The sequence below is a fragment of the Streptomyces sp. FXJ1.172 genome (genome assembly GCF_001636945.3).
Classification (GTDB): Bacteria; Actinomycetota; Actinomycetes; order Streptomycetales; family Streptomycetaceae; genus Streptomyces.
Genome location: NZ_CP119134.1, coordinates 469,577 through 483,157, shown reverse-complemented (window position 1 = coordinate 483,157; position 13,581 = coordinate 469,577). Strand labels below are relative to the sequence as shown.

The following is a 13,581-nucleotide window of genomic DNA, read 5'->3' as shown; positions in this document are numbered from 1 at the left end:
TCGTCGAGGCGGTGGCCGGAGCGTTAGGTGACGTCCGGGAGGTCGGTTAGCCGTTGCCAGGCCAGGGTGAACGCGTGGGCCCAGGACCAGGTGCGTTCGATCCGCAGCCACCGGCGGCGGGCATGGCGGGCCAGGCGGGCGGGCAGGTGGTAGATCCGGTACCGCATCGTGTCGGGCTCGGCTCGCACCAGATCGTCCTGGTCGTGCAGGGCCAGGAGACGGACCCAGCAGTCCAGGTCATGGCCGATGTTCGCGGCGAGCACCCAGCCCTGGTTGACCTGCCACTTCTTGGACGGCAGGTTGCGCAGGCCCATCGCCTTGTCGCCGCGCACGCGGTCCTCGACCGTGGCGTGGGAGCGGCTGAGGGCATCGAGCCACTGCGGCTGGTGGGAGCCGGCGATGCCCCACATGTGGCGGATGTTCGTGGCGACGACCGAGTACTTCCAGCCGGTCTTCTTCTCGAACGCGGTCAGCTTCTTGACCTGCCGCCCGGACGGTTTGACCCGACGGACCAACAGCCGCATCCCGTCCGGCCAGCCCGACCGCTGGTTCAGCCCGGTCAACTCCGCCACCCCGTAGCTTTCGTGGGGTGTGCCGTCCTGTTCGAGCAGCGCGTCCCACGCCCGCTCGGGCAGGTGGGCGATGGCCTGCTCGTCGTCGGCGGTGATGGTCCAGCCGGTCAGGTAGCGCACAGTGCGCCGGGCGGTGTTCAGTTTCTCCAGATGCTCCAACAGTTCGTGGGTGGCGCCCGCGCCGTCGACGCGGACCAGGATCTTTGCCCGGGAGCTGTCGGGGATCTGCCCAAGCGCGTCCGCGAGCACGGCAAGGTGGTCGGCGACCGTGTTCGATCCGGCGTTGCCCGGCCTGAGCAGCATGGCCAGCGATTCCTGGGTGTTGGCGCACCACGCCGCCAAGGGGTGGAAGCCGAACGTCTTCTTGAAGGTGGCCGCGGCGCCCTCCTTCTTGAGGAGGCCAGGATGACCGTGGCGTCGATGTCGATCACGATCCAGCCGGTCAGCACCCTACCACCGCCAGCCAGGGGAAACCTCCCGGTCGCAGTGCGAGCAGGCTCCAGAGGTGCCGCCGGACCCGGGCTCTCGCCCTGGCGATCCGCCCCAGTTCCCGCTCGTCCATCCCCGCCAGCAGCCGGTGCGCGGTCGAGTCAGACCCGGCCGGGCCGAGGATCGCCTGATGGTGGGCCTGGAGCTGCTCGGCCTCGGACAGGTTCGTCGCCCCGAGCACGATCGCCGAGGCCAGGCCGAGGAGCACATGCGCACGGTTCCGCCAGGTTGCGCTCCCGCCCGCCAGCCACAGTCGCTGGAGCGCGACGGTCAGCCCGACCCGGTCCGCGACCCGGTGCAGCAGCACCGCCCCAGCATGCCCAACCAACCCCCTCCCGTCGGCCGTCACAGACAGCTGCCGGCCCCACCCGGTACGCTCCACCACCAGAAAGGTGCACCTGCTCTCTGCGCGGACACGACTTCGACACTCGTATCCTCGCAGGCCACGAGGCACCTTTCGCTAACTCTGAGTCAGACCAACTCGCCCGGCTCAATACCCGAGGCCAGTTCCTGCGCCGTCTGGACGTCGCCGGGATCATCGATGGGCTGTGTCCGATGCGGACCGAGGTCACCCACATCACCCACAGACAAGTCATCGAGGCGTTGATCGCCAACCGGCTCTCCTCGCCGATGCCGATGTTCAAGGTGAACAAGTGGGCTGAGCAGTGGGCGGTGGACGAGGTCTTCGGCATCACCCCGGACTTCCTCAACGACGACCGGATCGGCCGTGCTCTGCACGCGATCGCCCCGCACCTGGCCCAGATCAACGGCTCGGTGGGCGCCAGGGCGAAAGCCGAGTTCGGGATCGACACCACGCGCTGGCACTGGGACATGACCAGCATCTCCCTGCACGGCGCCTACGACTCCATGGCCGCGGTCGTGGGACATTCACAAGCACCACTGGGCGTGGATGTCCGGGAAGTGCCTGCTTGCCGCAGGGTACGGCCGCCCGGGGTCGGGCAGACCCCGGGCGGCTGGGAATGTGCTGAGCGGCATTGCGTCCAGTGTCGGCCGGTTCATACGCCGCCGACGTCTCGCCCGTGACTACGGGACGCTGTAGCCGCCGTCGACGGGCAGTGCGATGCCGGTGACGAAGCTGGACTTGTCGGAGGCGAGCCAGACGACGGCGTCGGCGATCTCCTCCGGGCGGGCGATCCGGCCCAGGGGGTGGGCAGCGCCGAACGCCTTCCGGTCCTCCGCTGGCATGTCCGCGATCATCGGGGTTTCCACCAGGCCGGGGCACACGGCGTTGATGCGGATGCCCTGGGGTGCGACCTCGAGGGCGGAGCTCTTGGTCATGGCGACTTCGGCGGCCTTGGTAGCCGTGTAACCGGAGAACCCGGGGACACCCACCAGTGCCGCGCCGGAAGACATGTTGACGATCGCGCCGGAGCCCTGCGCCACCATGTACTGGAGCTCGTACTTCATCGACAGGAACACGCCGCGCACGTTGAGGGCGAGCATGTGGTCGAGCATGTCCGTGGAGTAGTCCTTGGTGAGCTGGTACTCGCCGTCGTAGCCCGCGTTGTTCAGGGCAATGTCCAGGCGGCCGGTGTCCGCGGTCGCGGCCTTGACGGCACGCTCGATCTGAGCCTCGTCGGTCATGTCCGCCACCACATGGCGGGCCGAGCCGCCGGCGGCCTCGATCAGGCGCACCGTCTCCTTCAGGGTCTCCGCGGTGCGGCCCGCGACCGTCACCAGCGCCCCTTCGGCGGCAAGGGCCAGGGCGGACGCCCGACCGATACCGGATCCGCCGCCGGTGACCAGTGCGGTCTTGCCTGCGAACTGCTGGGTCATCTGCGTCTCTTTCATTCGTCGTGTCGCGTCGTATGCGTCGCGTGCGGGTGGCGACAAGTGGTCAGTAGCGGGTGGCACTGGCCTGAAGCAGGGGCGAGACGATGGTTTCCTGGCCGTCGACCGTCGCGCCGGCGAACGCGAGCATGGCGGCGAGCGTCCTGTTGTTCTCGGCGGGGAAGTTCAAGGTGGGGGCGGAGACCTCGTCGAGGGTCGCGCGCTGGGCGTCGGTGAGGGTGACGGCGAACGCGTCGAGGTTGGTCTCCAGCTGTGCCAGCCGGCGGGCCCCCACCAGGGTCGAGGTGATGCCGGGGCGGTTGTTCACCCAGTTCAGGGCGACAGCGGCCGGGCTGGCACCGACCTCGGCGGCGATCTCGTTGAGCGCGTCGATGACGACGTAGTCGCTCTGGCTCGGGGTGCCCACCAGGGCCGAGCGCGCGGTGTCGACCGGTCCGGTACGGGCGCTGGAGTACTTGCCGGACAGGAAGCCGCTCTTCAGCGGACTCCACGGCAGCACGCCCATGCCCTTGGCCTGGGCCAGCGGAATCAGCTCCCCTCCGAGGAGCGCTCGAGCAGGGAGTACTCCAACTGAAGCGCGACGATAGGAGCCCAGCCCCGGAACTGTGCGAGGGTGGCAGCCTCGGCGGTCCGCCACGCCGGCACGTCGGAGAATCCGATGTAGCGGACCTTGCCGCTCGCCACGAGATCGTCCAAGGTCCGCATGGTCTCCTCGACCGGCGTCACGGGATCGAAGTTGTGCAGCCAGTAGATGTCGACGTAGTCCGTCTGCAGGCGCCGCAGCGAGTTCTCGAGCTGCTGCACGATTCCCTTGCGGTAGCCCCGCCACCATTGGGGTCCTTCGCGTAGAGGTTCCCGAAGAATTTGGTGCCGATCACGACACGGTCGCGCAGCGACCCCTTCCCGGCGATGTAGTCGCCGATGATCTTCTCGGAGTGCCCGTTGGTGTAGATGTTGGCTGTGTCGATGGAATTGCCACCGCGTCCCAGATAGGCCGCGAGAATGTCCTTCGACTCCGCCGGGCTGGTGCCCCAGCCATGGTCCTCACCGAAGGTCATGGTACCGAGGGTGAACGGACTGATTCTCAGCCCCGAGCGGCCGAGCGTGACGTACGAGTCCAGCGCCATGGTGCAACTCCCAATGTGTCGGATAACGGGAACCGGCGGAGCGGATCGGCCCCGCCGCCAGTACCTCCATCCGACCACCGACCTCGTCCCAGCCCTAGGCCAATACGCTCAGAGCAATGCACGATCCGCTCAGCTTCGCCGGGATCGTTTGCCGTCCCGGTGTGGGCGCGTGGTGGAATGGGACGGTGGACAAGCTCGACGAACTCTGCGCACAGATCACCCGGCTCGCGACGCGCAACGCCCCGCCGACACGGCTCGACGGAGTGCAGGTCTTCGCCACCGACCGGGTGACGGAACCACTCGGCACAGTCACCGAGCCGTGCCTGGCCATGGTTGCCCAGGGGGCGAAACGCTCCGTCCTCGGAGAGCGGATCTTCGACTACCGTGCCGGCCAGTACCTGGTGGTCACCCTCGACCTCCCCCTGACCTCACAGATCACGCGCGCCGACGCGGCCGAGCCCGCCCTCTTCTTCGGGCTTCGGCTCAAGCCCGCGGTCATCGCACAGCTCCTGCTCGACGCCGGGGCCGCTCCCGGCACGGGAAGGGGAGACACGGGCGCAGCCATTGGCACGAGCGACGCCGACGACGATCTGATCGACGCAGCAGTCCGACGCCTCCGGCTCGTCGGCAACCCCGTCGACCAACGCGTCCTCGCGCCGGCGATCGAGCGTGAGATCCACTGGCGCCTCCTGACCGGCCCCCAAGCGGCCATCGTGAGGCAGATCGGACTCGCGGACAGCAGGCATTCCCTCGTGGCACGCGCCATCCGCTGGCTCCAGGCACACTATGCCGAAGTCATCCGCATCGACGACCTCGCCGCCGATGTCGGGCTGAGCATTTCCTCACTCAACCGGCACTTTCGCGCTGTCACAGCCATGAGCCCGCTGCAATACCAAAAGCAACTGCGTCTCCAAAAGGCTCGCATCCAACTCATCGCCGACCCCCACGACATCGCCGCGATCGGGCACGCCGTCGGCTACGACAGTCCGTCCCAATTCAGCCGCGAATACAAGCGCATGTTCGGCGCACCGCCCGCCCAGGACGCGGCCAGACTTCAGGGGGTGTGCGTCTCGATTTGATTTGAAGAGCATCATCGAACTGATGTGGCATCAGAAGCAATTTCCCAACCGAGGGATACAGCTGCTGCTCGAGCTTCCGCGCGCATCAGCCTCGTTCGGGTGATCGCTCCGCAGCCAGCGCATAGGAGAAGGGCCTCCTGCACAGTTCGGTGATATCGACCTCGATTCGTCTGAGCTTCTGATCGGCTGACGGTTTGTCGATTCGCCCCTTTCGTCTCGCACGGTTGTGGGCAGGGCAGGGCCTTCGCGTGTCGCTGCGGCTGCGCCCGGGCTCCACGGCACCGGGGTTGTGTGTGTTCGCTCCTTCCTGCTCTCGCCGGGGTGCTGGCGGTGAGTCAGCTGGGGGCGGGCAGTGGTCGAGCAGGTCGTGGGTGGCGCCGGCGCCGTCGATCCGGATGAGGATCTTGGCGGCCGAGGAGTCGGGGATCTGCCGCAGGACGTCAGCCAGGAGGCGCAGATGGTCGGCCACGGTGTTCGCTCCCGCGTTGCCCTCGCGCAGCAGCATGGCCAGGCATTCTTGGGTGTTGGCACACCATGCCGCGAGTGGGTGGAAGCCGAACGTCCGCTTGAAGGTGGCCGCGGCCCCGGCCTTCTTGGACGCGGAGGCGATGATCGTGGCGTCGATGTCGATGATGATCCAACCGGTCAGGCGCTTGCCGACCACGCTCAGCCAGGGGAATCCGCCCGGCCGCAGTGCGACCTGACTCCAGACATCGCGGCGGACCCTCGCCCGGGCCTTGGCAATCTTCGCCAGGACTTTCTCGTCGATCGCCGCGAGCGCCCGGCGCATCGTGGAGTCCGAGGCCGGCACCCCGAACAGCGCGGCCTGGTGCGCGAGCAGGACCTCGGCGTCCAGCAGGCTCCTCGTGCCGAGCACGATGGCGACCGCCAGCATCACCACCAGCTGGCCCCGCTCGCGCCAGCCGGCTCCCGACCCGCGTGGAAGCACCTGCCCCAGCACGCCCGTCAGCCCGGTGCGGTCCGCGCAGCGGCGCAGCAGTGCCGCACCCGCGTGCCCGACCATGCCCTTGCCGTTGACCTTGTCCGACAGCCGCTCGTCCCAGCCGATAGCCTTCACCCAGAAGGTGACCTTGCTCCTGCGCTGGATATGACCTAAACACTCACATCCTTGCAGGTCACGGGGCACCTTCTACCGACTCAGCCTCAGCTCACCTCAGCCACTGAATACCCAAGGCTGACAACCAGAAGGCGGGCTCCCAGCTCGGCGCCTGGTACAACGACGACCGCATCCTCGACGGTGACGCCTTCTATGTGAGCGTGAAGTGACCTGCGGCGGTGGGGCGGTCAACGTGCTCCCGCCTCACCGCCGACTCTCACGTCCACAGCTGGATCACGAAGTTCTCGAAGAAACGGTACGGCTCCAGATCCTCCTCCGGGTTCTCCTCCCGTGGGCTCACCCACACACGCACCCGGAAAGGACCAGCACCGGGGAGCTCATGCTCCTCTGACTGCGGCTCCTCCATCAGACTGACCAGCTGGATCTGCTCGGACTCGAAGAAGACGCTGCCCGGATCCCCCAAGCTCGTGAACACCCCACCGGAGGGCGCCTGTGGGGGCGAGTCCCACACCTCCACCCGCACCCGGGCCCTCTGGTCCTCCAGATCCGACGCAACCACCACGCAGCCGTCATGGGCCAAGAACCTCATATTGGCCGGGATCCGCGAGAACGTCTCCCTGCCCGGATCAATGTCGACCAGCGCGAACAAGTGCCGTTCCACTCGCACGACCGCCGAAAACGACTCCACAAGCCCCACGTGACCCTCCCAGCACCGAACGCTTCGCCAGTATCCCAAGCCCCACAGCGAGCGGGACCCCAATCGCCCCCAACTGGTGCCCGTCTCCGTATCCAGCAACCGGACCAAGGGCTACCAGCGCCCCAACCAGTGGACCCCGCCCCCGCACTCCTGCTGGTGGCACCCACGCGCGCGCCCGGACCCACGTGAAGTACGTGTACACCCAAGGAGCTACCGGAAGGCCTGACGGCCTGTGGACGGCTCGGAACGAAAGCTGCGGCGCTGGCGCTCGTCTTTGAGGGACAGCCGTCACCTGTCGTGCGGCCGCCACCGGTGGAAGAAGGGCAGTGAGGCTGATCCTTTGGAGTGGACGCCCTCACAATGGATCTTGGTCCAGGGAGGGATGTCCAGGTGGGACGCAAGTCTCCGTACCCGGAGGAGTTCCGGAAGACGCCGTCGCGCTTTACCGCGCCGCTGCGGGCAAGCGCACGTACGCGGCGGTGGCCGCAGACCTCGGCATCGCCGCGGGGTCGCTGCGGACGTGGGTCCGCAAGGGCGAGGCCCAGGCCGTGCCCGGACGCCGTGACGCGGGCGGGAGCGAGGCGGAGGAGCCGGCCCGGCCCGAGCGCGAGTACGAAGTACACCCAGACGCGTGAGGGGAGACTTCGCAGTCGTCGCTCGCGAGCCCCGGTCTCGTCCAGCACCGCATCCACCAGCTCGAGTGGGATGACCTGCGTCAACTCACCGATATGACCGGGCGCGAACACGTCGGTTCCGCCCGTGACAGACTGAGCCACAGGGCCTCTGCTTCCTCAGGTAGATCTTGGTCGATCCCCTGAATAGCAGAGGTCTCCTCTTTCTCACCTCGCCCTTGACAGCGCCAACTCGCCCTTAACTACGTGGCATTGGTCCAGCATCGCCCGGTGGCCGTACCCTTCCGGCTGCCCGCCCCGGCCGCGCAGCCAGGCCGGCACCGGCAGCAGCGGCCGGGTGGCCGCCCACTCCGCGTCCGTCATATCCGATGGATACCGCCGCACCCTGCCCGGACCCTCAGCCACGTTCCCGAACCGATGCGCGAGACAATCGCACACCGGTGGTACCGACTGGAACTGCGTGCACGAAACCGCATACAACTGTGACAACAGGGCCTCCCGACACACGGGTTGGCTTCGACAACCCTCGTGCTGCACCGGAGGCCCTGTCCTCATGCGCCCACCCTGTCAAGATCACCCGACCAGGCGCCCTGTTCGATCGAAGCCGTCCTCACGGTCGATACGGATACGGCTTCTGATGGAAGGCCGGCCTGGCCGTCCCGCTGGCTGACGGGGCGGCCAGGCCATCGATGGTCAGTTGTCGATCTGCTTCTGGATGTCGCTCGCGTAGGTGGCGACACGGACGAGGACCCCGGGCAGTTCCACCGGTGTGCAGGGCTCACGGCCGAACGACACTATTCCGGCCAGTTTCCCGTCGACGACCAGTGGCCCGCCACTGTCACCCTTGCACTGCCGGGTGGTGTCCGACCCAGCACACACCATCATCTCCGGGTCGAAGTCGGGGTATTCGACATCACAGAAGCTGTCCTTGGACACCGCCACAGCACCCTTCTGCAAATGTGTGATGCGGGGGACGTTGTCGCCGGTCAGGCCCCAGCCCAGGATGGTTCCGGGAGCGCCGGGCCGGTACAGGTCGTCGTCCGGCGTGCCGAGGGGCAGGGGCGGGGCGTCGGCCGCCTCGGTGAGGGTGAGGACGGCGACGTCATTGCCGTTCCAGACGTCATAGAACTTGGGGTGGATCCATACGGAACCGACGTCCAGGACCTTGCCGCTGGTGTGGTCTTTCAGATCGGTACGGCCGGTGACCACCTTCAACTCGGCTGCCTTCATGCCTTTGGCGCAGTGCGCGGCGGTGACTACTTTGCGCGGGGCGACCAGCGTGCCGCCGCAGAACATCCCAGAATACTGGTTGTTGGCCGAGGGCGCGTAGGAGACCGCCACCATCCAGGGGAATTCCTCGGTGCTCGCCTCCGAGCCGCCGATGACCGACGGCTGGGCGGCGGGGGGCCCAGTCTTGGCGGCCGCGGGCGCGGTGATGGCCAGGGCCAGCCCGAGTGCCACCAGGGCAGCCCACATCCCGGTACGGAATCTCATGCCTCGCCTCCAAAGCGATGGGGAGCGTGGAAGTTCTCTCCGGATCAGTGGCTGCCACCGCGTCAACGGTAGTGAGTGTCCGCCTAGCGAGGAAGCGCGGGAATTCTCGGTTTTAGGCTTGCGAGGCCGGTCATTGACAACGTGGTGGCGGAAGGGTTGGTTACCAACCATGGCGCCAACCCCATTACTGCCAGGGCCTGGTGAGCCAATGCCCTTCGCGGACGCACTACGGGCCGCGGTCAGCGCATGCGGGCTGGCACTGGACCGTATCCAGCACCGGCTGCGGCAGCGTGGCACACCCGTCAGCGTTGCCACCCTCAGTTCCTGGCAGTCAGGCCGCACCCGGCCGGAACGGCCTGGATCGCTGGCCGCGCTGCCGCACCTTGAGGACATCCTCGGCATTCCATCCGGCGGCCTGAGCGGACTGCTGGGAAAGCCCAGACCCCGAGGCCGGGGCCGCCGGGAGGCACGGATGCTGCCGATCGGTGCGCTCAAACCCCACGCGGACCGGGTAGCCGCCCTGTTGTCCGGGCTGGACGTCGACTCAGATCCGTACCTGATCCGGATCAGTCAGTACGACCGCTACGAGTACGGGCCCGACCGCACTCAACTCCGCGCGTGGAACCGGCAGATCCTGCGCGCGGACCGGGACGGCCCCGACCGATGGGTAACCCTGTTCTACGAGGACGAACCCGGCTCCGGCATTCCCCGGCTCCGCGCGCTGCGCAACTGCCGCTTGGGCCGCACGGTGAAGGACGAGACGGCCGGGATGCTCGCCGCCGAATTGCTCTTCGACCGTCCACTGCACTGCGGTGAAACATTGATCATGGAGTATGAGCTGGTCAACCTGGTGCCACAGCAGCCCGCGACCCAAGGCAGTTGCGGCCGCACCCTGCGGATGCTCACCCGCGAGTACCTCTTGGAGGCGGCCTTTCACCCCACTGCGCTGCCAGCCCTCTGCGAGGAGTTCAACGAACCCGCGGACGGCGGCCCGGCCACCAGCCGCCGGATTCCCCTGGACAGCACCGGGTGCGCCCACGCCCTTGCCCTGAACACCGGCCCGGCCCAGTTCGGCATCCGCTGGACCTGGAACGACTGAACTCTGTCCTTCATGGCCAGGGCGAACTGGGCGTCGCGGTCCGGATGGCTGGCGCCCTCGGTGGTCTTGACGGTGCCCTGCAGGCTATAGCCCAGGCCGTGCAGCAGGCGCCCGACGGTTGCGGCACTGACCGGATGGCCCTGCGACGTCAGAGTCGAGGCCAGGGCCCGCAGCGACAAGGTGGTCCATCGCAACGGGGAGACGGGATCACCCCGGGTGTGCGGCTCGATCAGCGCCTCCAGAGCCGCCAGCAGGCCGGGGTCGGTGACGGTCAACGGCTTGCGGCCAGCTCCCGCAGCCCTCACCCTCCGCGTCGGCACCGGGTCCCCGGCCAGCTCGGTGACGCCACGCGCGATGGTGGCGGAACTGGTCCCGGAGGCAGCAGCAACCAGAGTGATCCCGCCGTGGCCGATGGCCGCGGCCTCGCTAGCCAGGTAGAGCCGACGGCGGCGCTCGTCGAGATGCGGCAGGATCCGATCGAACTTGGCCCGTAAGGCGGTGACGGGTGGACGCACGGTCATGGTCCACCGTCCCACCAACTTCGCCTGAAGAAGCACTAATTGAAATACAAGCCCCGGCGGTGCCGGAGTACTGGCGCTGCACGCCGGCCGAGGTAGTGCCTTTCTTGAGGAAGCCGGTGTCGTCGAGGATGAGAGTCCCGTCGGGCTCTCCGAGCCGTTCGGCCACGTAGTGCTGCAGGTCGTCGCGGAGTTCATCGGCGTCCCAGCGGGCGCCGTTGAGGAGCCGCTGGAGGCGGTCGGGTGTGCGGTGTCCGGCGTATTCGGCCAGCTGCCAGCCGTTCTGCGGCCGACCGGGCCCAGCAGTCCACGGATGTAGTCACGCATCCTGCGACGCGGCTCGACACGCCTGAAGCGGTGGCCGGTACGCAGGAAGAGTTCCTCGAGCTCGTCGTTCCAGATCTCAACTGCACGCTCGTCGATCACGCCGGGAGGCTGCCCGCGCCGCTGCCACTATCAGCGGCGCCTGCACACGATCGAGGGGCGGCCCGGGAAAGAGAACACAGGCCGCCAACCAGCCCACTACACTCACCCAAACCGCCCCTGAACAGGGAAAACGTCAAAGTGCTGCTGGAGTACTAATACTCCAGTCGCCTTTCTCCATTTGTGCTGGTCAGCGCGTCGGTTTCGAGTCTATTTGACTGACGCCCCATCAGGGGGGCGGTGGTTCGTGACTCACCCGATCGAAGTGCGTGCGGCGCCGGTAGTGGCAGTGCCGAGCGACGGCTTGGTGTCGTCGGCGCCAGTGCGACCAGTGGAGCCGGCGCCGGGGTGGTTGCGGTCTGCCTGTCGGGACATGGGCAAGATCCAGGAGCCGTCGCACTTCTGCCACGGTGAGGGGAACGAGGCTGCCTGGACCGTTTCTGCGACCCCCCTTTCGAAGGCGTGGGCGGCCATCGCCGCCAGGAAGCAGTGCGCAAGCATGGCCAGCGTGATGTGCCGATACCAGCCGACGTAGCGGCGGACCTCGTACTCATCCAGGCCGCACTCGTTCTTTGCGGCCTGGAAGCACTCCTCGATGGCCCAGCGTGAGCCGGCCACGCGGACCAACTCGGCGACGGTCGTCCCGTGTGGTGCGAAGGCGAGGTAGTAGGCGATCTCCGCGGGGCGAGCCAGGCTGCGGCGTGCCAGCACCCAGCGGTGGTGCGTGGGTGCCTCACCGTTCTCGTCGTCGGCAGCGGGGAGCCTGGCTGCGGCCCAGTCGTAGACCCGTGGCCCCTTCGCTCCGTCCCCGCACGAGATCCGCGCCCAGGCATCGTCTGGTGCGCCGGTCAGGACATGGTCGATGCGCCAGCTTCCCGCAGGTGACTTGACCTGCTGCGACTTGGGAACGGCCAGCACATAGCCCACGCCGGCATCCTCCAGCACCCGCCGAAAGCCCCGTTCCTGTCCGTAGGCCGCATCAGCGGTCACCCAGGCGATCGGCAGCGCGGAGCCGAGCGCACGCAGCACCATCGCGCGCGCCAGTTCGGGCTTTGTCGCGAAGGGCCTGTCCTCGGGGATTCTCGCTGCCCGACACCGTTCCCGGTCGTCGGTCCAGGACTTGGGCAGATACAGCTCCCGGTCCACCAGGGCCCGCCCCTTGGCTGAGGCGTAGGCGGCGAACACGCCGATCTGGCAGTTCTCGGTGCGGCCGGCGGTCCCCGAATATTGGCGCTGCACCCCTGCCGAAACGGAGCCCTTCTTGATGAAGCCGGTGTCGTCGACGATCAGCACGCCGTCCGGCTGTCCGAGCCGCTCGGCCACGTAGTTGTGCAGGTCGTCGCGGATCTCGTCCGGATCCCACTGGCACCACGACAGCAGTCGCTGCAGTCCGTACGGAGTGGCATGGCCCGCGTGCTCGGCGAGCTGCCAGCTGTTCTTCCGGCCGACCGGGCCGAGCAGGCCGCGCACGTAATCCCGCATGCGTTGCCGCGGCTCTACCCGCCCGAATCGCTTGCCCACCCGCAGCAGCAGGGACTCCAACTCACTGGCCCACAGACCCGCTTCGACATCCGACTCCATGACCGGCTCAACGCACTTCGATCGGGTGAGTCACGAACCACCGCCCCCCTGATGGGGCGTCAGTCAAATAGACTCGAAACCGACGCGCTGACCAGCACAAATGGAGAAACGCGACTGGAGTACTAAGTAGCGTGCGAGGTCATGCCCGCATGTTGCAGACGATCGGCGTCCGCTCAGCTCCACGTCCAGTTCTGTGGTGCGTCGTAGCCGATGTAGTCCCAGACGAGCACGGGGTCACCGTCGTCGGCAGGGGTCCACCCGCCGAAGTTCTTGGCGTCTAGGTAGTCGCAGCCGCATCCGGCTTTGGCGCCGTTGCCTGCCTGGAGCACTGAGTCACCGGCGTAGCCATACCCCTGGTACCACAGCTGGTTGTCCCACCCGTTGCACGTCCACAGTTGCACTCGGTGCCCGTAGTAGTCGTAACCCGTGCCACCGACCGAACCACCGCTGATGTCCATGTCCAGGCACAGGCCACTGCGCTGGTTCGTGATGGTGAAGATCGGGAGACCGTTCGGTTGGTAGCCCTGGATGTGGAAGATCCAGCCCTGCTGGGCCTGCTGGTTGCAGTGCCACATCTGGACTGTGTCGCCGTTTCGCCACGGATTCTGGACCGGGTCGTTGGCCACGTACGCGGCGTCCAGGCACATGTTGCTCGCGTACGCCGTGTCCAGGTTCCAGTTCCCCGGGCTCGCCTGCGCAGTCCCCCCGCTCAGGCTCACCAGTGCCAGCGAGGCCAGCGCAGCGACGCCCGCTCCGAGCTTCCGAGCCACCTTCATGACATCCCCCTACGGCTCCGTGTCTCGACCGAGACGACAACAGTCTTGGGAGTGTGTCGATTTGAGTCAATGCGGCGGCGGCAAGTGACATGCCAACGTCCGGTCAACGCCGTCCGCGACCCGCGGGTGGTGGCGGTGCCGCCGAAGGGAGTCCTGGATGATCCCGAGCGGCGGGGCGTAGCCGTCGAGGTGCGCGGACAGCAC

General features: G+C 67.5%; 11 protein-coding genes and 6 pseudogenes. 4 read left to right on the top strand and 13 right to left on the bottom strand.

The genetic code is table 11. From position 1 onward, the window contains the following. Window positions 1–23: 23 nt before the first annotated feature. Both A6P39_RS43850 and A6P39_RS43845 read right to left on the bottom strand, forming a co-directional pair. The gene (locus tag A6P39_RS43850) at window positions 24–914 is read right to left on the bottom strand and encodes a transposase (RefSeq protein ID WP_275884123.1); all 891 of its coding nucleotides are present in this window, start codon (window positions 912–914) and stop codon (window positions 24–26) included. A 100-nt stretch (window positions 915–1,014) separates the two neighbouring features. After that, window positions 1,015–1,368: a hypothetical protein gene (locus A6P39_RS43845; protein WP_275884122.1), complete on the bottom strand. Its 354-nt coding sequence runs from the start codon at window positions 1,366–1,368 to the stop codon at window positions 1,015–1,017. 248 nt (window positions 1,369–1,616) lie between these two features. On the opposite strand from A6P39_RS43845, the gene A6P39_RS43840 reads away from it, so the two are divergent. Further along, window positions 1,617–2,105, top strand: coding sequence for a DUF4277 domain-containing protein (locus A6P39_RS43840; protein WP_067045894.1), 489 nt, complete (start codon window positions 1,617–1,619; stop codon window positions 2,103–2,105). Here A6P39_RS43840 and A6P39_RS43835 read toward each other — a convergent pair whose 3' ends face one another. Beyond that, on the bottom strand, window positions 2,106–2,858 hold the full coding sequence (locus tag A6P39_RS43835) for an SDR family NAD(P)-dependent oxidoreductase (RefSeq protein WP_067045892.1): 753 nt from the start codon (window positions 2,856–2,858) through the stop codon (window positions 2,106–2,108). 61 nt (window positions 2,859–2,919) lie between these two features. Further along, window positions 2,920–4,000, bottom strand: a pseudogene (locus A6P39_RS43830) (aldo/keto reductase). A gap of 263 nt (window positions 4,001–4,263) precedes the next feature. On the opposite strand from A6P39_RS43830, the gene A6P39_RS43825 reads away from it, so the two are divergent. Then, entirely contained in the window at window positions 4,264–5,079 is an 816-nt protein-coding gene (locus A6P39_RS43825; protein ID WP_067045898.1) for an AraC family transcriptional regulator, read from the top strand. An 85-nt stretch (window positions 5,080–5,164) separates the two neighbouring features. Here the strand turns inward: A6P39_RS43825 and A6P39_RS43820 are convergent, their stop codons facing one another. Continuing rightward, entirely contained in the window at window positions 5,165–6,226 is a 1,062-nt protein-coding gene (locus A6P39_RS43820; protein ID WP_275884121.1) for a transposase, read from the bottom strand. Between the two features lie 187 nt (window positions 6,227–6,413). Then, window positions 6,414–6,854: a hypothetical protein gene (locus tag A6P39_RS43815; RefSeq protein ID WP_275884120.1), complete on the bottom strand. Its 441-nt coding sequence runs from the start codon at window positions 6,852–6,854 to the stop codon at window positions 6,414–6,416. A 390-nt stretch (window positions 6,855–7,244) separates the two neighbouring features. Here A6P39_RS43815 and A6P39_RS45750 point away from each other — a divergent pair. Beyond that, window positions 7,245–7,465 (top strand): annotated as a pseudogene (locus tag A6P39_RS45750) (transposase); the annotation flags it as partial. On the opposite strand, the pseudogene A6P39_RS43805 reads toward A6P39_RS45750, so the two are convergent. The 3 genes and pseudogenes from A6P39_RS43805 to A6P39_RS43795 all read right to left on the bottom strand — a co-directional run. Continuing rightward, a pseudogene (locus A6P39_RS43805) lies at window positions 7,457–7,630 on the bottom strand (transposase domain-containing protein); the annotation flags it as partial. The pseudogenes A6P39_RS45750 and A6P39_RS43805 sit on opposite strands and share 9 nt — an antisense overlap. Before the next feature lie 63 nt (window positions 7,631–7,693). Beyond that, window positions 7,694–7,849, bottom strand: a complete 156-nt coding sequence (locus A6P39_RS43800) for a hypothetical protein (RefSeq protein WP_275884119.1) — start codon at window positions 7,847–7,849, stop codon at window positions 7,694–7,696. A gap of 330 nt (window positions 7,850–8,179) precedes the next feature. Continuing rightward, entirely contained in the window at window positions 8,180–8,980 is an 801-nt protein-coding gene (locus A6P39_RS43795) for a S1 family peptidase (protein WP_275884118.1), read from the bottom strand. A 208-nt stretch (window positions 8,981–9,188) separates the two neighbouring features. Here A6P39_RS43795 and A6P39_RS43790 point away from each other — a divergent pair, with 208 nt between their 5' ends. After that, complete coding sequence (locus tag A6P39_RS43790) at window positions 9,189–10,079, top strand: hypothetical protein (protein ID WP_275884117.1); 891 nt, start codon at window positions 9,189–9,191, stop codon at window positions 10,077–10,079. A gap of 23 nt (window positions 10,080–10,102) precedes the next feature. Here the strand turns inward: A6P39_RS43790 and A6P39_RS43785 are convergent. The 4 genes and pseudogenes from A6P39_RS43785 to A6P39_RS43770 all read right to left on the bottom strand — a co-directional run. Next, a pseudogene (locus A6P39_RS43785) lies at window positions 10,103–10,600 on the bottom strand (ISAzo13-like element transposase-related protein); the annotation flags it as partial. A gap of 52 nt (window positions 10,601–10,652) precedes the next feature. Then, window positions 10,653–10,999, bottom strand: a pseudogene (locus tag A6P39_RS43780) (transposase); the annotation flags it as partial. Window positions 11,000–11,455: 456 nt separating this feature from the next. After that, a pseudogene (locus A6P39_RS43775) lies at window positions 11,456–12,601 on the bottom strand (IS701 family transposase); the annotation flags it as partial. Between the two features lie 173 nt (window positions 12,602–12,774). After that, window positions 12,775–13,377, bottom strand: a complete 603-nt coding sequence (locus A6P39_RS43770; RefSeq protein WP_275884116.1) for an RICIN domain-containing protein — start codon at window positions 13,375–13,377, stop codon at window positions 12,775–12,777. Window positions 13,378–13,581: the final 204 nt, after the last annotated feature.